The 24553-nt window shown below is 39.9% G+C and carries 25 protein-coding genes; 20 read left to right on the top strand and 5 right to left on the bottom strand.

The annotated features are described in order from the left end of the window. On the bottom strand, positions 1–1322 hold a 1322-nt coding region (locus tag O3643_RS02820; protein ID WP_371499688.1), incomplete at its 3' end, for an Ig-like domain-containing protein. 306 nt (positions 1323–1628) lie between these two features. Between O3643_RS02820 and O3643_RS02815 the strand changes: the two genes are divergently transcribed. The 3 genes from O3643_RS02815 to O3643_RS02805 all read left to right on the top strand — a co-directional run bounded on the left by O3643_RS02815 (position 1629) and on the right by O3643_RS02805 (position 6290). Beyond that, positions 1629–4175, top strand: coding sequence for a M1 family metallopeptidase (locus O3643_RS02815; RefSeq protein ID WP_371499714.1), 2547 nt, complete (start codon positions 1629–1631; stop codon positions 4173–4175). A 116-nt stretch (positions 4176–4291) separates the two neighbouring features. Further along, entirely contained in the window at positions 4292–4963 is a 672-nt protein-coding gene (locus O3643_RS02810) for a response regulator transcription factor (protein WP_371499686.1), read from the top strand. After that, complete coding sequence (locus O3643_RS02805) at positions 4956–6290, top strand: cell wall metabolism sensor histidine kinase WalK (protein WP_254724054.1); 1335 nt, start codon at positions 4956–4958, stop codon at positions 6288–6290. Before O3643_RS02810 ends, O3643_RS02805 begins: the two co-directional genes overlap by 8 nt. A gap of 26 nt (positions 6291–6316) precedes the next feature. Here O3643_RS02805 and O3643_RS02800 read toward each other — a convergent pair whose 3' ends face one another. Beyond that, positions 6317–6592, bottom strand: a complete 276-nt coding sequence (locus O3643_RS02800) for a DUF3270 family protein (protein ID WP_281137342.1) — start codon at positions 6590–6592, stop codon at positions 6317–6319. A gap of 369 nt (positions 6593–6961) precedes the next feature. On the opposite strand from O3643_RS02800, the gene O3643_RS02795 reads away from it, so the two are divergent. The 9 genes from O3643_RS02795 to deoD all read left to right on the top strand — a co-directional run bounded on the left by O3643_RS02795 (position 6962) and on the right by deoD (position 15474). Then, positions 6962–8017, top strand: coding sequence for an ABC transporter permease (locus O3643_RS02795; protein ID WP_371499683.1), 1056 nt, complete (start codon positions 6962–6964; stop codon positions 8015–8017). Positions 8018–8030: 13 nt separating this feature from the next. Continuing rightward, positions 8031–8711: an ABC transporter ATP-binding protein gene (locus tag O3643_RS02790; RefSeq protein WP_371499681.1), complete on the top strand. Its 681-nt coding sequence runs from the start codon at positions 8031–8033 to the stop codon at positions 8709–8711. A 109-nt stretch (positions 8712–8820) separates the two neighbouring features. After that, positions 8821–9750, top strand: coding sequence for a peptidase U32 family protein (locus O3643_RS02785; RefSeq protein ID WP_371499679.1), 930 nt, complete (start codon positions 8821–8823; stop codon positions 9748–9750). Between the two features lie 104 nt (positions 9751–9854). Beyond that, positions 9855–10538, top strand: a complete 684-nt coding sequence (gene rpiA / locus O3643_RS02780) for a ribose-5-phosphate isomerase RpiA (RefSeq protein ID WP_371499677.1) — start codon at positions 9855–9857, stop codon at positions 10536–10538. Positions 10539–10561: 23 nt separating this feature from the next. Continuing rightward, a complete protein-coding gene (locus O3643_RS02775; protein ID WP_223332850.1) occupies positions 10562–11773 on the top strand; it encodes a phosphopentomutase in 1212 nt (403 codons plus the stop codon). A gap of 1 nt (position 11774) precedes the next feature. Beyond that, positions 11775–12332, top strand: a complete 558-nt coding sequence (locus O3643_RS02770) for a DUF1697 domain-containing protein (protein WP_371499675.1) — start codon at positions 11775–11777, stop codon at positions 12330–12332. After that, entirely contained in the window at positions 12332–13141 is an 810-nt protein-coding gene (locus O3643_RS02765; RefSeq protein WP_371499673.1) for a purine-nucleoside phosphorylase, read from the top strand. The genes O3643_RS02770 and O3643_RS02765 overlap by 1 nt, the downstream gene beginning before the upstream one ends. Positions 13142–13143: 2 nt before the next feature. Beyond that, positions 13144–14424, top strand: coding sequence for a chloride channel protein (locus tag O3643_RS02760; protein ID WP_371499670.1), 1281 nt, complete (start codon positions 13144–13146; stop codon positions 14422–14424). A 339-nt stretch (positions 14425–14763) separates the two neighbouring features. Continuing rightward, a complete protein-coding gene (gene deoD / locus O3643_RS02755) occupies positions 14764–15474 on the top strand; it encodes a purine-nucleoside phosphorylase (RefSeq protein ID WP_025173256.1) in 711 nt (236 codons plus the stop codon). Between the two features lie 14 nt (positions 15475–15488). Here the strand turns inward: deoD and O3643_RS02750 are convergent, their stop codons facing one another. The 3 genes from O3643_RS02750 to coaA form a co-directional block, all read right to left on the bottom strand. Further along, positions 15489–16007 (bottom strand): DNA topology modulation protein, encoded by a 519-nt coding sequence (locus O3643_RS02750; RefSeq protein WP_371499668.1) that lies wholly within the window; start codon positions 16005–16007, stop codon positions 15489–15491. Positions 16008–16072: 65 nt separating this feature from the next. Then, entirely contained in the window at positions 16073–16321 is a 249-nt protein-coding gene (rpsT, locus tag O3643_RS02745) for a 30S ribosomal protein S20 (protein WP_029689886.1), read from the bottom strand. A 52-nt stretch (positions 16322–16373) separates the two neighbouring features. Further along, on the bottom strand, positions 16374–17294 hold the full coding sequence (coaA, locus tag O3643_RS02740) for a type I pantothenate kinase (protein ID WP_074324201.1): 921 nt from the start codon (positions 17292–17294) through the stop codon (positions 16374–16376). 123 nt (positions 17295–17417) lie between these two features. On the opposite strand from coaA, the gene O3643_RS02735 reads away from it, so the two are divergent. The 8 genes from O3643_RS02735 (at position 17418) to O3643_RS02700 (ending at position 24553) form a co-directional block, all read left to right on the top strand. Then, complete coding sequence (locus tag O3643_RS02735) at positions 17418–17696, top strand: 1,4-dihydroxy-2-naphthoate prenyltransferase (RefSeq protein ID WP_371499665.1); 279 nt, start codon at positions 17418–17420, stop codon at positions 17694–17696. A gap of 57 nt (positions 17697–17753) precedes the next feature. Next, on the top strand, positions 17754–18344 hold the full coding sequence (locus tag O3643_RS02730; RefSeq protein WP_371499663.1) for a class I SAM-dependent methyltransferase: 591 nt from the start codon (positions 17754–17756) through the stop codon (positions 18342–18344). After that, a complete protein-coding gene (locus tag O3643_RS02725; protein ID WP_371499661.1) occupies positions 18341–19624 on the top strand; it encodes a pyrimidine-nucleoside phosphorylase in 1284 nt (427 codons plus the stop codon). Before O3643_RS02730 ends, O3643_RS02725 begins: the two co-directional genes overlap by 4 nt. A gap of 17 nt (positions 19625–19641) precedes the next feature. After that, entirely contained in the window at positions 19642–20304 is a 663-nt protein-coding gene (gene deoC / locus O3643_RS02720; RefSeq protein ID WP_371499659.1) for a deoxyribose-phosphate aldolase, read from the top strand. Continuing rightward, entirely contained in the window at positions 20291–20680 is a 390-nt protein-coding gene (locus O3643_RS02715; protein WP_371499657.1) for a cytidine deaminase, read from the top strand. The genes deoC and O3643_RS02715 overlap by 14 nt, the downstream gene beginning before the upstream one ends. A gap of 90 nt (positions 20681–20770) precedes the next feature. Continuing rightward, a complete protein-coding gene (locus O3643_RS02710; protein WP_371499655.1) occupies positions 20771–21826 on the top strand; it encodes a BMP family protein in 1056 nt (351 codons plus the stop codon). A gap of 140 nt (positions 21827–21966) precedes the next feature. Next, positions 21967–23502 carry an ABC transporter ATP-binding protein gene (locus O3643_RS02705; RefSeq protein WP_371499653.1) on the top strand — a complete coding sequence of 512 codons (1536 nt, stop codon included), beginning with the start codon at positions 21967–21969 and terminating at the stop codon, positions 23500–23502. Then, on the top strand, positions 23495–24553 hold the full coding sequence (locus tag O3643_RS02700; RefSeq protein ID WP_225750201.1) for an ABC transporter permease: 1059 nt from the start codon (positions 23495–23497) through the stop codon (positions 24551–24553). Before O3643_RS02705 ends, O3643_RS02700 begins: the two co-directional genes overlap by 8 nt.

Below are 24553 nucleotides of genomic sequence, written 5' to 3'. Positions count from 1 at the left end.
TCTTCAGTCGTCGTTGTTGTAGTTGAAGATGAAGTCTTAGGCTCTTCAGTCGTAGTTGTAGTAGTAGAAGTTGTAGACTCAGGAGTCGTAGTTGTAGTAGTTGAAGTCGTAGACTCAGGAGTCGTAGTTGTAGTAGTTGAAGTCGTAGACTCTGTTGTTGTAGTAGTAGATGTCGTAGTCGTTGTAGAAGTTGTCGTTGTAGTAGATGTAGTTGTTGTAGTTGTTACATCACTATTGAAGACTTGCGCATCTGCTGAAGCAGCTTTGTTAATCCAAGTGTTTTCTTTGGATACAGCTGTTTTGTGTTGATCGCTTGTTAGAGAAGCAACGTTTGTTACGCTCTTGATTTGATCAGCATGTTGTAGAAGTGTTTGGTATGATAGGGTAATTTCGTCTGTAGATTCAACTTTAAATTGGTCGCTGACCTTAGTCAAATCAAGTTTAAATCCGCGGTCTGTCCACTCAATGTATGGTTCTAATCCAAGACCTGCCATTGGTTTTCCATCAACTACAAAAGTTTTTCCGTTAACTTTTAAGTCAAATGATGCAGGCAAGTAGTATCCACCTTTGAAGTATTGAGAAACATCTTGTCCTTTAGCTGATTTTAGACGGCTAAAGTCAAGTGCTGGAAGGTTAGGCATTTGGTCAGTAAACACGATGCTTGAAGCTGGAGCTTTCTTATCAACAGAGTTATTTACTGAGATGTGCCATGTTAAGAAACCATCTGTAGCTGGTTCTGTTACTGTGAGAGTGTCTCTCCAGTCTGGAATTCCCGTTGGACCCCAGATTTTTTGAGCATGCTGGAGAGTTGTATGGTCAGTTCCACCTGAGTTGTACTTCTTGATTGGAAGTAATACTGGAACTGGTCCAGTTCCAGAACGTTTCACGATTGTAGATTCTGATCCAATCTTGATAGTACGTTCTTGGTCTTTACCAGTGGTGTTATCTCCATCCCATTTGTACCAGAATGATACGTTTCCTGCAGCTCCTTTATTTCCTCCTTTTACGAAGGTAATAGTAAGCGTCTTACCATCATCTGATACTTTACCTGTTGCAATTTCTTCGCCACTAGCATTTTTCATTGAGCTAAAAGCAGAAGAAGCAAACTTAACGTCCTCTGGCATAGAAATTGTGAATGTATCACCGACTTCCACGCCATTGTCAATTTCCCAGTGATATGAAATCTTTTCGCCTTCAGTTGTCACTTGAGAAATTTTCACTTGGCTGGTTAATTCTTTTGCTTGCGTTCTATATGCACCGATAGAAATTAGAAGTGCAAGGGCCGCAAACGCAGAAAAAACAGCAAAAAATAGCTTTTTCATTGGTCCTCCTTATTATTTAATATACCAAACAAACTAATTTTAGCACTAACGTATACATTAGTCAACGAAATCGATGCAAATTTTCTATAAATTTTGGTGTTTTTTGACTTGTTTTGACAAAATCCCAAAACAGGCTTAAAATATAGAAATTCTAGGCGTTCACAAAACTATTTTCTTATTATTTTAGTTCAAAAAGACAAAAATTGTATAAATGAACTTTCAAAGCTTTTTTCTGACTAAAAATATGATAAAATAGGTATGTTTGAACTAGAGCATTCGCTCAGAAATTTAGAATAGGAGAATATGATGCAAGCAGTAGAACATTATATCGAAAAATTTGTTCCTGAACATTATGATTTATTTTTAGACTTGAGTCGTGAGACCAAGACGTTTTCAGGAAAAGTAACCATTACTGGTCAAGCTAAAAGTGACCGTATTTCCCTTCACCAAAAAGACTTGGAAATTGCTTCAGTTGAAGTAGCAGGTCAAGTTCGTCCATTTACAGTTGATAACGAAAACGAAGCTCTTCATATCGAACTTGCAGAAGCAGGTTCAGTTGAATTGGTTATTGCTTTTTCAGGTAAAATCACAGACAACATGACAGGAATCTATCCATCATACTACACAGTTGATGGTGTCAAGAAAGAAGTTTTGTCGACGCAGTTTGAAAGCCACTTTGCCCGCGAAGCCTTCCCATGTGTGGATGAGCCAGAAGCGAAAGCAACCTTTGATCTATCTCTTCGTTTTGACCAAGCAGAAGGCGAACTTGCCTTGTCAAACATGCCGGAAATCGATGTTGAAAATCGAAAAGAAACTGGTATCTGGAAGTTTGAAACTACACCTCGTATGTCTTCTTACTTGCTAGCTTTCGTAGCTGGTGATTTGCAAGGGGTAACTGCTACAACTAAAAATGGTACTTTGGTAGGTGTATACTCAACCAAGGCACATCCACTTTCAAACCTTGATTTCTCACTAGATATCGCTGTTCGCTCAATTGAATTTTACGAAGATTACTACGGTGTCAAATACCCAATTCCTCAATCTCTCCACATTGCCCTTCCTGATTTCTCAGCTGGTGCTATGGAAAACTGGGGACTTGTGACTTACCGTGAAGTCTACTTGGTTGTGGATGAGAACTCTACCTTTGCCAGCCGTCAACAAGTAGCCCTCGTCATTGCCCACGAGCTTGCTCACCAATGGTTCGGTAACCTTGTAACTATGAAGTGGTGGGATGACCTCTGGCTCAACGAAAGCTTCGCCAACATGATGGAATACGTCTGTGTGGATGCCATTGAGCCAAGCTGGAATATCTTTGAAGATTTCCAAACAAGTGGAGTGCCAGCCGCTCTTAAACGTGATGCAACTGATGGTGTTCAGTCTGTTCACGTCGAAGTCAAACACCCAGATGAAATCAATACACTCTTTGACTCTGCTATCGTTTATGCTAAAGGAAGCCGTCTCATGCACATGCTTCGTCGTTGGCTAGGAGATGCTGATTTTGCTAAAGGTTTGCGTGCTTACTTTGAAAAACACCAATACGGAAACACTATTGGTCGTGACCTTTGGAATGCCCTTGGTCAAGCATCAGGCCGTGATGTAGCAGCCTTTATGGATTCTTGGTTGGAGCAACCCGGTTATCCAGTTTTGACTGCTACAGTTGAAAATGATGTTTTGAAGATCTCACAAAAACAATTCTTCATCGGTGAGCATGAAGACAAGAACCGTCTTTGGGTAGTACCCCTGAACAGCAACTGGAAAGGTTTGCCAGATACTCTCGAAACTGAAAGCATCGAAATTCCAGGTTATGCAGCTCTTCTTGCTGAAAACAAAACAGCGCTTCGTCTCAACACTGAAAATACTGCCCACTACATTACTGACTATCAAGGTGAATTACTGGATGCTATCCTTTCAGAATTAGTTGAACTTGATAACACAAGTAAGCTTCAAATCGTCCAAGAACGTCGTTTGCTTGCTGAAGCAGGACATGTATCATATGCAGACTTGTTGCCAGTACTTGATAAACTTGCTAAGGAAGAGTCTTACCTGGTTGTTGCTGCAGTTTCTCAGGTTATTGGTGCCCTTGAGCGCTTTATCGATGAAGGAACAGAAGCTGAGAAAGCCTTTAACACTCTGGTTGCTAAATTGGCCCGTCACAACTATGAACGACTTGGTTTTGAAGCTAAAGACGGAGAATCAGATGAGGATGAGTTGGTTCGTCAATTGACCATTTCTATGATGATTCGTTCAAATGATGAAGAAGCTAGTCAAGTTGCTAGTCAAATCTTTGCAGCCCATAAAGAAAAACTTGCAGGACTTCCAGCAGCCATTCGTGCTCAAGTCCTCATCAATGAGATTAAACACAATGAGACTAAGGACTTGGTGGCAACTTATCTGGATCTATACACTCATGCAACAGATGCAGTTTTCAAACGTCAATTAGCAGCTGCGCTTGCATACAGTACAGATGCAGAAAATATCCAAACTCTTCTTGCAACTTGGAAGGACAAATTTGTCGTGAAACCACAAGACCTTTCAGCATGGTACCTTCAATTCCTTGGACACCAAGCTACCCAAGAAACTGTTTGGGTTTGGGCTCGTGAAAACTGGGATTGGATCAAGGCAGCCCTTGGTGGAGATATGAGCTTTGATAGCTTTGTCATCTTCCCATCACACATCTTTAAAACAGAACAACGTTTGGCAGAGTATAAGGCTTTCTTTGAACCACAACTTTCTGATCTTGCCCTTAGCCGTAATATCAGCATGGGTATCAAGGATATCGCAGCGCGCGTTGAATTGATTAAACGTGAAAAAGTAGCAGTTGAAGCAGTTGTTGCACAATATGGCAAGGCTTGAAAACTTCTTGACTAAATAGTATATAAAAACTCAACTTTCTCTAAGAAAAACAAGGAAAGTTGAGTTTTTTTTAAGATATTTTTGCTATAATGGATATAATAAGGAGGAATTCTTTGATGATTAAAATTCTATTAGTGGAAGATGACCTAGGCCTGTCAAATTCAGTTTTTGATTTTTTGGATGATTTTGCAGATGTTATGCAGGTATTTGATGGCGAAGAAGGTCTCTACGAGGCTGAAAGTGGCGTCTATGATTTGATTCTCCTTGATTTGATGTTACCTGAAAAAAATGGTTTCCAAGTCTTGAAAGAACTACGTGAAAAAGGTGTTTCGACTCCAGTTCTCATCATGACAGCCAAGGAAAGTCTTGATGACAAAGGACATGGGTTTGAGCTGGGAGCAGATGATTATCTAACCAAACCATTTTATCTAGAAGAACTCAAGATGCGTATTCAGGCCCTTCTCAAACGCTCAGGGAAATTTAACGAAAATACCTTAACGTACGGTGATTTGACAGTCAATCTATCTACTAATGAAGTTAAGGTTCAAGATGCCTCTGTTGAGCTGCTTGGTAAAGAATTTGAACTCTTGGTCTATTTCCTCCAAAACCAAAATGTCATCTTACCAAAAACCCAAATCTTTGACCGTTTATGGGGATTTGATAGTGACACAACCATTTCCGTTGTAGAAGTCTATGTATCAAAAGTTCGTAAGAAATTGAAAGGTTCAGCCTTTTCTGAAAATCTCCAAACTTTGCGTAGTGTTGGGTATATTTTAAAACATGTTTAAGAAATTAAAAAAGAATTGGTACGCAGAAGATTTTAGCTACTTTATCCGTAATTTTGGTGTTTTCACCCTAATTTTCTCTGCCATGACATTGATTATCTTGCAGGTTATGCACTCCAGTCTCTACACATCAGTGGATGAGAAACTCCTATCTCTCAGCAACAATCCTCAGGACATCATTCAATTGGCCGTCAATCGTGCAACTGAAGACGTTAAGGATTTAGGTAGTGGCAGTGTCGCTTCAGCATCTGATAAAAAGCCAAATGTGAGTTCCAATACTGAAGTGATTTTGCTAGATTCAAATTTGAATCAATTAGTGACTGGTAATCGCTTTTTAGGATTAGACAGAATAACGTTCAATAAAAAGGATTTAAACCATATCCGACAACTTCATGTTGTGAATAGCTACGGCCAGGATGAGATTTATCGGGTGGTCTTAACGGAAATGAATATTGATTCTGTTTCGACTAATATTAAGTATGCTGCTATCCTGATTAACACAAGCCAACTAGAGCAAATTAGTCAAAACCATGAGCAGTTAATCGTGGTGGTGATGGCAAGTTTTTGGATTCTATCTATCTTAGCCAGTCTCTATCTTGCACGTGTCAGTGTTAAACCCTTACTTGAAAGTATGCAAAAGCAGAAAAGCTTTGTGGAAAATGCCAGTCATGAATTACGGACTCCGTTGGCAGTTCTTCAGAACCGTTTGGAAACTCTTTTTAGAAAACCAGAGGCGACTATTATGGAGTCAAGTGAGAGTATCGCTTCTAGTTTGGAAGAAGTTCGAAATATGAAGTTTCTAACGACTAACCTTCTCAATCTGGCACGCAGGGATGATGGAATCAAGCCTGAGTTTGGAGAGGTAGAGCCAGACTTCTTTAATACAACCTTTACTAACTATGAGATGATTGCGTCCGAGAATAATCGTGTCTTTCGTTTCCAAAATCGTGTTCATCGGACCATTATCACAGATAAACTCCTCCTCAAGCAATTAATGACGATTCTGTTTGACAATGCGGTCAAGTATACAGAAGAAGAAGGAGATATATATTTTGAGATTTCAACGAAAGAACGAAGCCTCTATCTAACGGTAGCTGATAATGGGATCGGTATTTCTGCAGCCGATAAAAAGAAAATTTTTGATCGTTTTTATCGTGTTGATAAGGCACGTACACGGCAAAAGGGTGGTTTCGGTTTAGGCTTGTCTTTAGCTAAGCAGATTGTCGATGCCTTAAAAGGCTCTATCAGTGTGAAAGATAACAAACCTAACGGAACAATTTTTGAAGTCAAGATAGCTATCACAACACCATCAAGACGAAAGAATAAATAAAAAAACCTTCGATTCATCGAAGGTTTTTATTTGAATTTTTTCTTGATAAAAGTGCGCTGAAATTGTAAAGCTACAAGACTGAGGCCGATAGCCAAAGCAAATGATAAAACAGTGTTCAATTTAAGCGATAAGAACATAAAACTAAAGATAGCTAAAAAGACACAGAAGCAAGCAATGTTTACAAAAAATAGGACTTCCTTTACACTAGCAACAGAAGTATTTTCTGGGACATAATCTTGAAACTGAGCAGTTTTTATACTTTCTTGTTCTAACTCATACGGGTGTAGTTTTCTTGCGGGCATATTTCTCTCCTTAACAGTACATTACTATTTTATCATTTTTTAAAGAGAGAATTATTACAGGATTGTTACAAATTGCATAAAATCTGTTATCAAGACCAATTTCGGAATTCTTGACATGCTGTTGGGAAAATGATAGGATGAGTAAACCGTTTAAACTTTATTATTTTTCTCTTATTTCAACGAGGGGAAATTTGATGCATGAAACGAATAAAAATCATACACAGATGCAAATAAATTCAATTTTGAAGTAAGGACAGGATTCTTTTAAATTGATTCTAGTTGTTCATGACGAGATAGTTTTCTATCTTTAGTGCTATGGTAAAGAGGAGATTTGTTCCCTCGACAACAGAATACTTAAAGGAGATTGGCATGTATCTTGCTATCAAAGAAATTTTACAGAATAAACTGCGTTACAGTTTAATTCTAACAACCATTTTTCTCATTGCTTTTATGGTCTTTTTTATGACCAGTTTGGCTCTCGGGCTTGTTCGAAATAACAGGGCTGCTATTGATAATTGGCAAGCAACAGGTGTTGTGCTATCCGATTATGCAAATGATAATTTAACTGCATCCTTTATTCCAGAAAAAGACTACAAAGATAAAGTGTCTAAGGATGCTGTTCCCCTGAGCTATATGTTTGCGGTGACAAACCTTGTTAATAGTAGTGACAAAATGAATGTCTCTATTTTTGGTCAAGAGTGGGACAGTTTTATCTCGCCAACCCTGATTGAAGGGCGTTACCCAGAAAATGACCAAGAAGTGGTAGTGGATCAGTCTTTTGAAAATTACGGCATCAAACTCGGGGACGCTATTCAACTCAACGGAAGTGAGACAAGTTTTAAGATTGTAGGTTTGACCAGAGAAAATAAATTTTTCACGGAACCTGTTGTCTTTACAAGTTTAACAACGTATTGGGATTTACAAGGAACAACAAAAGGTAATCGTTCGATCTCTGCATTGGTATTGCAAAATGATGTGGAAGTGACTGGCGATGGTTTGAAGCAGATTTCTATTCAAAAAATGATTTCGAAAATTCCTGGCTATACTCCTCAGGTCAATGTATTCTCAGGAATGATTCTAGCTATGATTGTCATTACAGGTCTGATTGTAGGAATTTTTATCTACATCATTACCATTCAAAAATTAGGCCTCTATGGAATTATGCGAGCGCAAGGGATTCAGATAAAATCCATCGTATGGTCCCTTTTCTGTCAAATCTTTCTCTTATCTGGTTTGGGTATAGGTTTGGCTTTGTTAGCCATTTGGGCTGTCATTTTAGTCTTACCTGCAACCTTCTTTTTCTACCCTAGTTGGATGGCATACTTTGTGTTAAGCCTGGTCATTTGCTTGATGGCACTACTAGGTGGCATCATTTCGCTTCCGCGTCTACTTAAAGTAGATCCAATTACAGCGATTACAGAATGATAAGGAGAATGATATGACGACATTAATTGAGATGATTCAAGTGACAAAAACTTATGGCGAAGGCAATATGAAAGTTACAGCTCTCCATGAGACCAATTTTCAGCTAAACGCTGGGGAGTTTGTAGCGATTGTGGGTCCTTCTGGATCAGGTAAAACAACTTTTTTAACGACTCTAGGCCAACTTCAGGAAGCTTCAAGTGGAAAGATTCTAGTAAAGGGAAAAGAGACTGGGCATTTATCTGAAAAAGAAAAAACGGATTTGCGCTTCAGAGAATTTGGTTTTATTCTCCAAGCTTCAAACCTGATTCCCTTTTTAACGGTTAAGGAGCAATTAGATTTAATTGACCGTTTAGATAAAAAGAAATCAGAAAAAAGTGACCGACAAGAGTTGTTCAGTTTGTTGGATTTGGAAAAGGTTCAAAATCACTATCCCAAAGCTCTCTCTGGTGGTGAACGCCAACGAGCTGCAATTGCTAGAGCCCTTTATAATAATCCTAGTATCGTACTTGCAGACGAACCGACAGCTAGCTTGGATACACAACGTGCTTATCAAGTGACGGATATGCTGGCTTCAATTGCCCATGAGCAAGGCAGGGGTGTTGTCATGATTACACATGATACTCGCTTGCTAGATAAGGTTGATCGTATTTATGTGATGAATGACGGACGACTTGTTGAAAAGACACAAGCTTAAATCTAAAAAGTGAACTGTTAGTGGTACGGTTCACTTTTTTAAAATTTGGACTAACAAGACCCACTTTTCTATATAGCTGATTTTTTGGAAATGTGGTATAATTTTCTCTATGGAAAAGATTATCATTACAGCAACTGCTGAAAGTATTGAACAAGTAAAACAGCTACTTGAAGCTGGTGTCGACCGCATTTATGTCGGTGAGAAAGATTTTGGTCTTCGTTTGCCAACTACCTTTAGTCATGAAGAATTGCGTGAAATCGCAAAAATTGTTCATGATGCCGGTAAGGAATTAATCGTTGCGGTCAATGCTCTTATGCACCAAGACATGATGGACCGTATCAAGCCCTTCTTGGACTTTTTAGAAGAAATCAAAACGGACTATATCACAGTTGGGGACGCAGGTGTCTTTTATGTGGTTAACCGTGATAACTATTCTTTCAAAACGATTTACGATGCCTCAACCATGGTTACAAGCAGTCGTCAGATTAACTTCTGGGGACAAAAAGCAGGAGCGTCAGAAGCAGTTTTGGCGCGTGAAATTCCATCTGCAGAACTTTTCAAAATGCCTGAAATTTTAGAAATTCCTGCTGAGGTCTTGGTATACGGTGCTAGTGTCATTCACCATTCGAAGCGTCCACTCTTGCAAAACTACTATAATTTCACTCAAATAGATGATGAAAAATCTCGTCAACGTGACTTGTTCTTAGCTGAGCCAAGTGATCCAGGGAGCCATTACTCTATTTTTGAAGACAATCATGGGACTCATATCTTTGCGAACAATGACCTTGATTTGATGACCAAGTTGACTGAGTTGGTAGAGCATGGATTTACCCACTGGAAACTTGAAGGTCTTTATACACCTGGCCAAAACTTTGTAGAAATTACAAAACTCTTTATTCAAGCGCGCAATTTAATTCAAGAAGGTAACTTTACTCATGACCAGGCCTTCTTGCTCGATGAAGAAGTTCGCAAGCTGCATCCTAAAAATCGTTTCTTGGATACTGGATTTTACGACTATGACCCTGATATGGTTAAGTAAACATCACAAAACCCGACATAAATTGTTCGGGTTTTTCTAGTGTAAGGATGAATTTGAAGCGTATTCATGCTATAATAGAAGTAGCTCTATTTGGAGGTGTATAAGTGGAAAATCTGAAAAAAATGGCAGGGATTAAAGCTGCCGAGTTCGTCAAAGATGGTATGGTTATCGGGCTTGGAACAGGCTCAACTGCCTACTATTTCGTAGAAGAAATAGGTCGTCGTATCAAGGAAGAGGGCTTACAGATTACAGCTGTAACGACTTCTAGTGTGACCAGCAAGCAGGCAGAAGGACTCAATATTCCTCTTAAGTCTATTGATCAAGTAGACTTTGTAGACCTGACAGTTGATGGTGCAGATGAAGTAGACAGTCAGTTTAACGGCATCAAAGGCGGTGGTGGGGCCCTTCTCATGGAAAAGGTTGTCGCAACTCCATCTAAAGAATATATCTGGGTAGTTGATGAAAGTAAGCTAGTAGAGAAACTCGGTGCCTTTAAATTACCAGTAGAGGTTGTTCAATATGGTGCCGAACAGGTCTTCCGTCGATTTGAACGAGCTGGCTATAAACCGAGCTTTCGTGAAAAAGATGGTCAACGTTTTGTGACGGATATGCAGAACTTTATCATCGATTTGGCCCTGGAAGTGATTGAAGACCCAATTGCTCTGGGACAAGAATTGGATCATGTCGTTGGTGTCGTCGAGCATGGATTGTTTAACCAAATGGTGGATAAGGTCATCGTTGCTGGACAAGAGGGCGTTCAGATTTTAACTTCAACAAAAGCAAAATAATCAAAATAAAAAGGAGACACACTATGCCAAAATTTAATCGTATTCACTTGGTGGTACTAGATTCTGTAGGAATCGGTGCAGCACCAGATGCTCATAACTTTGTCAACGCTGGTGTTCCTGATGGTGCATCAGACACGCTTGGACACATTTCAAAATCAGTTGGTTTGAATGTGCCAAATATGGCAAAACTTGGTCTTGGGAACATTCCTCGCGAAACACCATTGAAGACAGTTCCAGCTGAGAGCAATCCAACAGGTTATGCGACTAAGCTTGAAGAGGTATCTCTAGGTAAAGATACCATGACTGGTCACTGGGAAATCATGGGACTTAATATCACTGAACCTTTTGATACTTTCTGGAATGGATTCCCAGAAGAAATCTTGACAAAAATCGAAGAATTCTCAGGTCGCAAGGTCATCCGCGAAGCCAACAAACCTTATTCTGGTACAGCTGTTATCGATGACTTCGGACCACGCCAAATGGAAACTGGCGAGTTGATCATCTATACATCAGCTGACCCAGTTCTTCAAATCGCAGCTCACGAAGACATCATTCCTTTGGATGAACTCTACCGTATCTGTGAATATGCTCGTTCCATCACTTTGGAACGGCCAGCTCTTCTAGGTCGTATCATTGCTCGTCCTTATGTTGGTGAGCCTGGAAACTTCACTCGTACGGCTAACCGTCGTGACTTGGCTGTATCTCCATTTGCTCCAACTGTATTGGACAAATTGAATGAAGCTGGTATCGACACCTATGCAGTTGGTAAGATCAACGATATCTTCAACGGTGCTGGTATCAACCACGATATGGGTCACAATAAGTCAAATAGTCATGGAATTGATACACTATTGAAGACTATGGGACTTCCTGAATTTGAAAAAGGGTTCTCCTTCACAAACTTGGTAGACTTTGATGCTTTATATGGACACCGTCGTGATCCACACGGCTATCGTGATTGTTTGCATGAGTTTGATGAGCGCTTGCCAGAAATTATGGCAGCAATGAGAGAAGACGATCTTCTTTTGATTACTGCTGACCACGGAAATGACCCAACCTATGCTGGTACAGATCATACTCGTGAATATATTCCACTTTTGGCATACAGTCCATCCTTTAAAGGCAATGGATTAATTCCAGTTGGACACTTCGCTGACATCTCAGCAACGATTGCAGAGAACTTTGGTGTTGAAAAAGCCATGATCGGTGAAAGTTTCTTAGATAAATTAGTTTAAGATGATTCGCTACGCTCTACTTGTTAGGGGAATTAATGTCGGTGGGAAAAATAAAGTTGTCATGGCGCAACTTCGTCAAGAACTGACAGAGTTGGGACTGGAAAAGGTTGAAACCTACATCAATAGTGGCAATATTTTCTTTAATAGCATTGTGCCTAGAACTAAATTAATAGAGAATTTACAGGCTTTCTTTGAAAGACGCTATCCATTTATTCAGAGTTTTTCCTTGCTGAGTCTTGAAGACTATGAAAAGGAGCTTAGAAATCTTCCTGATTGGTGGAATCATGAGATGGCTCGCAAGGATGTGCTCTTTTACACTGAGAGCTTGGATGTGGATCAAGTCATCGAGAAAGTGAACAGTTTGGAACTGGTCGATGAAGTGCTTCATTTTGGGGAATTAGGGATCTTCTGGGGTAAATTGTCAGAAGCTAGCTACTCTAAAACAGCTTATCACAAGCACTTGCTTAAGATGCCTTTCTATCGTAATATTACCATTCGTAACGCTAATACCTTTGACAAAATTGGTCAATTTTTAAAACATAAAGAAGGAGATACCTAATGACATTATTAAATAAAATCAATGAAACAGCAGCATTTTTGAAGGGCAAAGGAATCGAAGCTCCTGAGTTCGGTTTGATCCTTGGTTCAGGTCTTGGAGAATTGGCTGAAGAAATCGAAAATGCAGTCGTAGTAGACTACTCTGACATTCCAAACTGGGGTCAATCCACAGTAGTCGGACATGCTGGGAAATTGGTTTATGGTGATCTTGCTGGACGTAAAGTCTTGGCTCTTCAAGGTCGTTTCCACTTCTACGAAGGAAATCCTCTTGAAGTTGTGACTTTCCCTGTCCGTGTCATGAAAGTTTTGGGATGCGAAGGTGTAATTGTAACCAACGCTGCTGGAGGTATCGGCTTCGGTCCTGGTACCTTGATGGCTATTACTGACCACATCAACATGACTGGTCAAAACCCATTGATTGGTGAAAACTTGGATGACTTTGGTCCACGTTTCCCTGATATGTCGAAAGCTTACACTCAAGAATACCGTGAGACTGCTCATCAAGTAGCAGACAAATTGGGCATTAAACTGGATGATGGGGTTTATATCGGTGTGACAGGTCCAACTTATGAAACTCCAGCTGAAATCCGTGCATATAAGACTCTTGGTGCAGATGCTGTCGGTATGTCAACTGTTCCTGAAGTTATTGTGGCAGCCCACTCAGGCTTGAAAGTTCTAGGAATTTCATGTATCACTAACCATGCTGCTGGTTTCCAAGAAGAACTCAACCACGAAGAAGTAGTGGAAGTGACAGAACGCGTCAAAGGCGACTTCAAAGGATTGCTGAAAGCGATTCTTACTGAATTATAATCATGGTACATGAGTTGAGGAGCAGTTTTCATAAGATCCCATATAACCTCAAATTAATCCTAGCGGTTATCATGCTAGGGCTAGTTACAGGTATATTCGGAATTTTGCTCCATTATCTTTTAGAGCTGGTTGAAGGGATTGCTTTTGGCCAGACAGAACATAACACTGGATTCTTGACAGATGGGGTTGCCTCATCACGAATAGGCTTCAGTTTAATCATCGTGGGTGTCAGTTCTGCCTTGGTCTGGTATTTCTTGCAAAGAAAAGCAAAGATTTTTTCCATCAAAGCGCAGATGAAAGATGAAACATCACAATCCAAACTTCATTTTTTAAAACAGCTAGTTCATTCAATTTGGCAGATTGTTGCAGTTGGAGGAGGAACGCCTATCGGTAAGGAAGCTGCGCCACGGGAGATTGGAGCTTTATTTGCAAGACCTATTGCCAATATTTTTTCTCTCTCCGTGAAGGACCAAATCTTTCTCATTGCCTGTGGAGCTGGTGCGGGTTTAGCAGCTGTCTATCAGGTTCCGTTAACGAGTGTGTTTTTCGTTTTTGAAACCTTGGGAATTGCTTTATCTGTCAAACGTTTTTTCTTGGTCGGTCTGACTACATATGTATCAGCCTTTATAGCAGGCTTTGTTGTTTCAGATCGTGCTCTCTACCAGATTCCAGCTTTGACTTGGTCACTAGGTGATATGTGGCTTGTTCCCCTATTAGTTCTTTTCCTGACTCCACTCGCTTGGCTTTTTAGTCGCTTCAACAAACAAGTTTCTTCAAAGAGAATAAAGGACAAGCGGATACTCTATACTCTGCCTGTAACATTTCTTTTCCTTGTTGGATTGGCTAGCCATTTGCCTCATCTACTTGGTAACGGGCGTATGATGGCTCAGGAGATTTTAAACGGTAGTAATGCCAAGACGGTAATCCTCTTATTTGTCTTGAAAGCCACGGTCGTTTTAGTCACCCTTTGGGCAGGTGCCTATGGCGGTACCTTGACCCCATCTTTTGCCTTAGGGATGGCAGGAGCTGCACTCTTGACCATGATTCTAGGAGGTGGCAACCAGCCAGCAGTCTTACTATTAGGTTCGGTTTGCTTTTTAGCTGTGACCTTGAAGGCACCCCTGTCTGCAACTGGATTGGTAATGGGGTTCACTGGTCAATCATTAGAGGCTATACCTTTTCTTTTGGTGACTGCTTACTTGGCATTTGGTTTTGCTAAAATGCTGGACCGAATCTCTTGGGAGAAATACTTACGACCAAAGACAAGGATAATAGAAAATTAATAAGAATACTCTAGTTTTTCTAATCCAAAATATATTTTAAATTTATAATCAATATCATTTAAAAAAGAAAGGTAGGGCATGTGTTCTGATTTGAACACGATCGGAAAACTTTTCTAATTACTCAATAAAAAAAAGAAAGGATGGGTTTACCGTATTCGCTGAACTGAATACGGGCGGCTCTCCTCTAAATCAAAATTAAGAAAGAAAGGTAGGGCGAGGTGTTCAGATTTGAACACGAGCGGAAAGCTCGGAAAATAGATAATCTGACTGAGAAATCAGGATTTCTCGTCAGATTCCTAATTTTCAGTCGCTTTCTGGTCGCTCTTTGTATCATAAACTATGTCTATCCATATTGCTGCTAAGCAAGGTGAAATTGCTGATAAAATTCTTCTTCCTGGGGATCCTCTTCGTGCGAAATTTATCGCTGAGAATTTTCTTGAAGATGCTGTTTGCTTTAACGAAGTCCGTAACATGTTTGGTTACACAGGTACTTATAAAGGTCACCGTGTTTCTGTTATGGGAACAGGGATGGGGATGCCATCCATCTCCATCTATGCGCGTGAGTTGATTGTCGACTACGGAGTAAAGAAATTGATCCGTGTGGGAACAGCTGGATCTTTGAATGAGGATGTTCACGTCCGTGAATTGGTCTTGGCTCAAGCAGCTGCAACCAACTCAAACATCATCCGTAACGACTGGCCTCAATACGATTTCCCACAAATCGCTAGTTTTGATCTTTTAGATAAGGCTTACCACATTGCCAAAGACCTTGGTATGACTACTCATGTCGGAAATGTCTTGTCATCAGACGTTTTCTATTCAAACTACTTTGAGAAGAACATTGAACTTGGTAAATGGGGTGTGAAAGCTGTAGAAATGGAAGCAGCAGCTCTTTACTATCTTGCTGCTCAACACCATGTCGATGCTCTTGCTATTATGACCATTTCTGATAGCTTGGTTAATCCAGATGAAGATACAACTGCAGAAGAACGTCAAAACACCTTCACTGATATGATGAAGGTTGGTCTAGAGACTTTAATTGCAGAATAAGAAAAGAGGTTTCCTTAACAGGAAACCTCTTTTTTATGAAGAAAGCCATCTAGTTCTTTTTGATTAGTGATTATGGTTACCTTGTCAGCATAGTCTGAACAGATCTGTTGATAATGGTCTTTGTGAGAAGAGTTACGTCCATCCCAAAGAATCCAGCGGATAAACTCCCAGTCAAAACGTTCAGGACACCCCTCTGCCATACTTTCTCTAACCTTTCCTCTGTATCTTAGATAGCGTTTAAAGGCTCTTACTAAACAATTCCATGCTGAGAAGTTTAAAAAGATAATCTGATCAGCTTGCTCCATCCTTTCCTCGTAGCTACACCATGTATAGTTTCCGTCGATAACCCAATCCTCATGTTTAGAAAGGAAAGTCTTCATCTCCTTTAACATCCAATCGCGATTGCTATCTTGCCACCCAGGCTGAAATTGCAATCGGTCTATATGGAGTTTAGGAATGGAGTAGTAGCTGGAAAGTTTTTCTGCCAGAGTAGATTTACCTGAGCCTGAATATCCTATAATAGCAATTTTCATGATAACCTCCATAAAAATGTGTACAAAAAAAGCTCCGAAGAGCTCATTTTGTATCCAGTTAAAGATTAACCAAGTTTAGCTGCAAGACGTGCTTTATCACGGTTAGCTTTATTCTTGTGGATCAAACCTTTAGTTTCTGCTTTATCGATGGCTGAGCTAGCAGCACGGTAAAGTTCTTCAGATGGGTTTGCTTCAAAAGCTTTGATAGCAGTACGCATAGCTGATTTTTGAGCTGAGTTCTTTTCGTTTTGTTTAACGTTCAATTCAGCGCGTTTGATAGCTGATTTAATGTTTGCCAATGTTCTTACCTCCATATTTACTAACTATACCATTATATCTGAAAACTATTATTTTGACAAGGGGAAATCACTTTTTTAAATAAATTTCATCAATTTCATGATTTTTAGATTTATGAAGAATGACTTCTGCCCGATTTCTTGTCGGTTCGATGTAGTTTTGTAGATTGGTCAAATTAATACTTGTCCAAACCTGATGGGCAAAATCTTTTACTTCACTAATGGGTTGCTGGGTGAAACGATAGTAATAGTTGTTTGGATCATCTTGTGCAAAGCTAAGAAGTTTCAAGAAACGATCCAAATACCAGCTCTCGATATCCTCGACTGCAGCATCTACATAGATTGAAAAATCGAAGAAGTCTGTAATATAAAGACGGCTGTTGTGTGGTGTTTGAAAGACGTTGATACCTTCTACAATGACAAAATCCGCTGCTTGAACTCTTTGTGTTTTATCAGGTACGATATCGTAGATTTCGTGAGAATAAACGGGGATATCTACATCCTGACCGTTTTTAAGTTGATCAAGGAAATCGAGCAAGCTTTCCATATCATAACTCTCAGGGAAACCTTTTCGGTTTAGGATATTTCGATCATTTAAGATACTGTTAGGATAGAGAAATCCATCGGTTGTCACTAATTCAACACTTGCTTCTGGAAAAATACGGGAAAGCAAAATTTGTAAGAGTCGGCTAGTAGTTGATTTGCCAACAGCGACACTACCTGAAATTCCAATAATAAAAGGCTGATTTTTACTTTCTCTTTGGAGAAAAATCCCTTTTGAAAAGGCTAGGTCTTCTTTGGAGCGTTTGTAGATTTGAATCAGATGAGCTAGCGGCAGGTAAATATCTGTTACATCTTGGAGACTAATCTGGTCATTAAAACTCTTAATCGAATCCAATTCCTCCTCGGTTAAAGGAGGTGTTGTCTTACGATGTAAAGATTGCCAAGTTCCGCGACTGATTTTTTCATAATGTATAAATTCGTTGGTCATAAAATTTCCTCGTTTGATACCTCAGTATACCATAATTTACAAAGAAAGACATCTGAATCATTTGAGAAAAAGCGCTTTCTTTGTTAGAATAGAGGTAGAATAAACATCAAAAGAGGTGATGTTATGAGAGTAGAAATAAGTGATAAAATACTAAAACTAAGTTGTTTACTTGTTGCTATTTTGTGGTTGTCTCCAACATTGATTGAGTTTACTGTGAATTTAGGAAGTCAAACCTATAGTTGGTCTGCCTTTGTCTTGTTATTCTTGCTACCAATTATTGGTTTTATTTATTTGATTCTCACCATTTTAACAAGAAAATGGTGGCTGATATTGATTGGTCTAGCTTGTCTATTTTCATTTTTTATTAGTATGTTCCTAGGTTATCTCTTCTTAGGGCCTTAGATGGTATAGACCGTGTAAACGATTTAAAATATCTAAATTTTATGGTAAAATGAAACTATGAGTAAAATGTATTATGCAGAAAATCCAGATGCAGCCCATGATGTTCATGAACTTAGAGTTGACCTACTTGGGCAAAAGATGACCTTTTTGACAGATGCTGGTGTCTTTAGTAAAAAAATGATTGATTTCGGAAGTCAGTTATTGTTAAGATGTCTAGATGTCGAAAAAGATGAAAAAATCCTTGATGTTGGTTGTGGCTATGGTCCCATCGGCTTGTCTTTGGTTAAAGCTTATGGTGCCCAAGCGACCATGGTGGATATCAATAATCGTGCCCTGGATTTAGCCCAGCAAAATGCAGTGAAAAACAATGTTCAAGCGACTATCTTCCAGTCCAATATTTATGAGCAGGTAGAAGGTCAATTCGATCATGTCATTTCGAATCCGCCCATACGTGCAGGCAAGCAGGTCGTTCATGAAATCATCGAGAAAAGTATTGATTATCTTATGGATGGTGGAGATTTGACTATTGTTATCCAGAAAAAACAAGGAGCTCCAAGTGCCAAAAACAAGATGGAAGAAGTCTTTGGTAATTGTGAGGTCGTGAAGAAAGACAAAGGATATTATATCCTTAGAAGTGTGAAAGAATGAGAGCAGTAGATCTAATCCAGAAAAAAAGAGACGGTCAAGAACTAACCTCAAGTGAAATCCAATGGCTGATTGAAGGTTATGTAGCAGGACCTGTTCCTGATTACCAGATGTCAGCCTTTGCCATGGCTGTTTATTTTAAAGGAATGACCACACGTGAGATTTCTGACCTGACGATGAATATGGTCAAGACAGGTCAAGAATTTGATTTATCCGCTATTGAAGGTATCAAGGTTGATAAACACTCTACGGGTGGTGTTGGTGACAAGGTAACTTTAATCCTAGCACCCTTGGTAGCTAGTTTTGACGTACCAGTTGCCAAGATGAGTGGTAGAGGTCTAGGACACACCGGAGGCACTATCGATAAATTAGAATCTATCAAAGGTTTTAAAGTCGAACGCAGTCAGGATGACTTTATCAAACAAGTCCAAGATATCGGGGTTTCAGTTATTGGTCAATCTGACCAACTAGTCAAAGCGGATAAGTTGCTCTATGCACTACGTGATGTGACAGCAACAGTTGATACTATTCCACTGATTGCTAGTTCTGTCATGAGTAAAAAGATTGCTGCTGGAGCGGATGCTATTTTGCTGGATGTTACTGTCGGAGAAGGTGCCTTTATGAAAACAGTCGACGAGGCGTGTGAACTGGCTCAAACCATGGTGAATCTCGGGAAAGCTGTTGGTCGCAAGACAGTAGCAGTCATTACGGATATGAGTCAACCTTTAGGGCGTGCCATTGGGAACCGCTTGGAAATTCTAGAAGCACTAGAAATTCTTCAGGGTAAAGGACGCGAGGATATTAGTCACTTTATCTGTGAGTTAGCTCAGATTATGCTTTCTCTGGCAAATGTTGAAAAAACAGTCGAGGAAGTAAGGCAACATCTTGAAAATGGTCAGGCACTCAAGAAATTTGAAGAGATGGTTCTAGCTCAGGGTGGAAACCTAGAGGACCTCTATCGTCCAGTAAAAGTTGACCATGTAATTGATATTCCTGCTCAAGAGGATGGTATTATCGCAGAACTTCCAGCCATGGAGTTCGGTCTTTTCGCTATGAGATTAGGTGCTGGTCGTGCAGTCAAAACAGATGCTCTTGATTATGAAACAGGAATTGTTTTTGAGAAGAAAGTTGGAGAATCAGTCAAAAAAGGTGAAATTGTCGCAAAAGTATATGCAAATGGCAAAATTTCTCCGGAACTAGTTACAGATTTCCAAAAATATGTTAAAATTAAAATGAGTGATGAAACGCTAAAAATGCGTGAAATCATCGAAATTATCTCCTAATTTAAGGAAAATCCGAAATGAAATTAAATAAATACATTGACCATACACTTTTAAAGCAAGATGCAACCGAACAACAAATCGATCGTTTGCTATCTGAAGCAAGAGAGTACGATTTTGCCAGTGTTTGTGTGAATCCTTGCTGGGTTTCGCATGCAAAAGCTGGTCTAACAGATACTGATGTCAAGGTTTGTACAGTTGTAGGTTTTCCTCTTGGAGCTACAACTTCAGCTGTCAAAGCCTATGAAACCAAAGAAGCCATCCAAAATGGTGCCGACGAAATTGATATGGTTATCAACGTTGGTGCACTAAAATCAGGAAATCTTTCATTAGTTGAGACAGACATTCAAGCTGTTGTGGAAGCAAGTGGAGACAAACTTGTAAAGGTTATTATTGAAGCTTGTTTGTTAACGAATGAAGAAAAAGTTCTGGCTTGCCAACTTGCTCAAAAAGCTGGTGCAGACTTTGTCAAGACTTCTACAGGTTTCTCAACAGGTGGAGCAACTTTGCCAGATGTTCAATTAATGCGTCAGACAGTTGGTCCTGATATGGGAGTCAAAGCAGCTGGAGGAGCTCGTTCTTATGCAGATGCAGTTGCCTTTGTTGAAGCAGGAGCTACTCGAATTGGAACATCTTCTGGTGTTGCAATCTTAAAAGGAGAATTAGCTGATGGCGACTACTGAGTTGATTGAATTAGCGATTGAAACTAGTAAGAAAGCTTACGTTCCCTATTCACATTTTCCGATTGGCGCTGTTTTGGTAGCCAAGGACGGAAGTATCTATACAGGGGTTAACATTGAAAATGCTAGCTACCCCTTGACCAACTGTGGCGAAAGAACTGCAATCTTTAAGGCGGTCTCTGAAGGACAACGAGACTTTTCAGAATTGATTGTCTATGGTCAAACTGAAAAACCAATTTCGCCTTGCGGTGCTTGTCGCCAAGTTATGGTCGAATTTTTTAAACCAGATCTAAAGGTGACTCTAGTCGCCAAAGATAAAACGACGGTCGAGATGACGGTCGGGGAATTACTTCCATATTCTTTTACAGACTTGCATTAGTCTGTGTCACTCACTGAGTGACAAGGGTCCTAGTGACCTATCTATCTATACTTGCAACTTAGTTGCGCATCTTATTTAGGAGGTTCAGTAATGAACAAAAAACAATGGCTAGGCCTTGGTCTAGTTGCAGTAGCAGCATTTGGACTTGCTGCATGTGGTAATCGCTCTTCTCGTAACGCAGCTTCATCTTCTTCTGATGTGAAGACTAAAGCAGCTATCGTTACAGATACTGGTGGTGTTGATGATAAATCATTTAACCAATCAGCTTGGGAAGGTCTTCAAGCTTGGGGTAAAGAACACAACCTTTCAAAAGACAATGGTTACACTTACTTCCAATCAACAAGTGAAGCTGACTACGCAAACAACTTGCAACAAGCAGCTGGAAACTCCAACTTAATTTATGGTATTGGTTTTGCGCTTAAAAATGCAGTTGCTGATGCTGCCAAAGAACATACAGACTTAAACTATGTTCTGATTGATGATGTCATTAAAGATCAAAAAAATGTTGTAAGTGCTACTTTTGCTGACAATGAAGCAGCTTACCTTGCAGGTGTTGCCGCAGCTAAAACTACTAAGACAAAACAAGTTGGTTTTGTAGGTGGTATGGAATCTGAAGTTATTTCTCGTTTCGCAGCTGGTTTCAAAGCTGGTGTTGAGTCAGTTGACCCATCTATCAAAGTACAAGTAGACTACGCTGGTTCATTTGGTGATGCCGCTAAAGGTAAAACAATCGCTGCAGCTCAATACGCTGCAGGTGCAGACGTTATCTACCAAGCAGCTGGTGGTACTGGTGCAGGTGTTTTCTCAGAAGCTAAATCTCTGAATGAAAGCAAAAATGAAGACGAAAAAGTTTGGGTTATCGGTGTAGACCGTGACCAAGTTGATGAAGGTAAATACACTTCTAAAGATGGTAAAGAAGCTAACTTTGTACTTGCTTCTACTTTGAAACAAGTTGGTACAGCTGTAAAAGACCTTGCCAACAAAGCTGAAAAAGGGGAATTCCCTGGTGGTCAAGTTATCGTTTACTCATTGAAGGATAAAGGTGTTGACTTGGCAGTAACTAACCTTTCTGAAGAAGGTAAAAAAGCTGTTGAAGATGCAAAAGCTAAAATCCTTGATGGTAGCATCAAAGTTCCTGAAAAATAATTGAAGGAAGTCATTTCTTAGGAAGCGGCCAGTGGCCGCTTCTTTAAGAATTGAGACAAATGGTTTTGTCTCAATAGAGCTTGCTAAGTTTCTTTAGCAGGTTTTATTGAAATAAAATATAATTCTGAAAGGAAGAGCACATGGCACACGAAAATGTCATTGAGATGCGTGAAATTACCAAAGTTTTTGGTGAATTTGTCGCTAACGACAAGATTAACCTTGAACTTCGTAAAGGTGAAATTCATGCACTTTTAGGAGAAAATGGAGCTGGGAAGTCCACTCTTATGAACATGCTAGCGGGGCTTTTAGAACCAACTAGTGGTGAAATTGTGGTAAACGGTCAAGTTGTAAAACTAGATTCGCCATCAAAAGCAGCTAGCTTAGGGATTGGGATGGTCCACCAACACTTTATGTTGGTAGAAGCTTTCACTGTTGCTGAAAATATCATTTTGGGGAGTGAATTGACCAAAAATGGTGTGCTAGATATTTCTCGTGCAACTCGAGAAATCAATGAGTTGTCTGAACGTTATGGCCTTGCTGTGGATCCTTCCGCCAAAGTTGCAGACATCTCTGTCGGGGCTCAACAACGTGTTGAAATCCTAAAGACACTTTATCGTGGAGCTGATATTCTTATCTTTGACGAACCTACTGCTGTTTTGACGCCATCAGAAATTGATGAATTGATGGCTATCATGAAGAACTTGGTTAAAGAAGGTAAATCAATTATCTTGATTACCCATAAGTTGGATGAGATTCGTGCTGTATCTGACCGTGTTACAGTTATCCGTCGTGGTAAATCTATTGAAACAGTAGAGATTGCTGGTGCAACTAATGCTGACTTAGCTGAGATGATGGTAGGACGTTCTGTTTCCTTTAAAACTGAGAAACAGGAAGCTCAACCTAAAGAAGTTATTCTGTCTATTAAAGACCTAGTAGTAAACGAAAACCGTGGTGTCCCTGCTGTTAAAAATCTCTCACTCGATGTTCGAGCTGGTGAGATTGTCGGAATTGCCGGTATTGATGGAAATGGTCAATCTGAATTAATCCAAGCTATCACTGGTCTTCGTAAGATTGAGTCTGGTAGCGTGGAGTTGAAAGGCCAGTCTATCGTAGGTTTACACCCTCGTCAAATTACAGAAATGAGTGTAGGACACGTTCCAGAAGACCGTCATCGCGATGGTTTGGTTTTGGACATGATGATTTCAGAAAACATTGCTCTTCAAACCTACTATAAGGAACCTCATAGCAAGAAGGGAATCTTAAATTACACCAATATCATCGGGTACGCTAAACAGTTAATGCAAGAATTCGATGTGCGTGCTGCTAGTGAGATTGTTCCAGCATCAGCTCTTTCTGGAGGAAATCAACAAAAAGCTATCATCGCTCGAGAAGTCGATCGAAATCCTGATCTCCTTATCGTCAGCCAACCTACTCGTGGTTTGGACGTCGGTGCCATTGAGTACATTCACAAACGCTTGATTCAAGAACGTGATAATGGGAAAGCTGTCCTTGTAGTCAGCTTTGAACTAGATGAGATTCTAAATGTCTCTGATAGAATTGCTGTTATCCATGATGGTAAGATTCAAGGGATTGTAACGCCAGAAACAACCAACAAGCAAGAGCTTGGTGTCTTGATGGCTGGTGGTGAATTGGAAAAGGAGAAGAGTGATGTCTAAAAAATTACAACAAATTTCGGTTCCTTTGATTTCTGTTATTTTAGGAATTCTACTCGGAGCCATCGTCATGTGGATTTTCGGCTACGATGCTATCTGGGGTTATGAAGAACTATTCTACACAGCATTTGGTAGTGTTCGTGGAATCGGAGAAATCTTCCGTGCTATGGGACCTTTAATTCTGATTGCCCTTGGATTTGCAGTTGCAAGTCGTGCTGGTTTCTTTAATGTTGGTCTTCCAGGACAAGCTCTCGCAGGTTGGGTTATGAGTGGCTGGTTCGCTCTCTCTTTCCCAGATTTGCCACGACCATTGATGATTCTTGCGACAATTGTAATTGCCTTAGTTGCAGGAGGGATCGTTGGTGCTATTCCTGGTATCTTAAGAGCCTACCTTGGGACATCTGAAGTTATTGTAACCATCATGATGAACTACATTGTTCTTTATGTGGGCAATGCCTTTATTCATCACTTCCCTAAAGAAATCATGCAAAGTACTGACTCATCCATTCGAGTAAGTGCAAATGCAACTTATCAGACACCATGGCTTGCTGAGTTAACTGGAAACTCTCGTATGAACATTGGGATTTTCTTTGCCATCATAGCAGTAGCGGTTATCTGGTTCTTGCTCAAGAAAACAACTCTTGGTTTTGAAATTCGTGCAGTTGGATTAAACCCAAATGCTTCTGAATATGCAGGTATTTCAGCGAAACGCACCATTATTCTATCAATGATTATTTCTGGTGCCCTTGCAGGACTTGGTGGCGCAGTAGAAGGACTTGGTACCTTCCAAAACGTTTATGTTCAAGGTTCATCATTGGCAATCGGATTTAACGGTATGGCAGTAAGCCTACTTGCTTCAAACTCACCAGTTGGAATTCTATTTGCAGCCTTCCTTTTCAGTGTTCTTCAAGTTGGAGCCCCTGGTATGAATGCTGCACAAGTACCATCTGAGCTTGTAAGTATCGTTACAGCCTCAATTATCTTCTTTGTCAGCGTTCACTACATCATCGAACGCTTTGTCAAACCAAGAAAACAACTTAAAGGAGGTAAATAA

This window comes from Streptococcus sp. 20925_1_44 (genome assembly GCF_041432435.1).
Taxonomy (GTDB): domain Bacteria; phylum Bacillota; class Bacilli; order Lactobacillales; family Streptococcaceae; genus Streptococcus; species Streptococcus infantis.
This window is presented reverse-complemented; position numbering and strand designations above follow the sequence as displayed.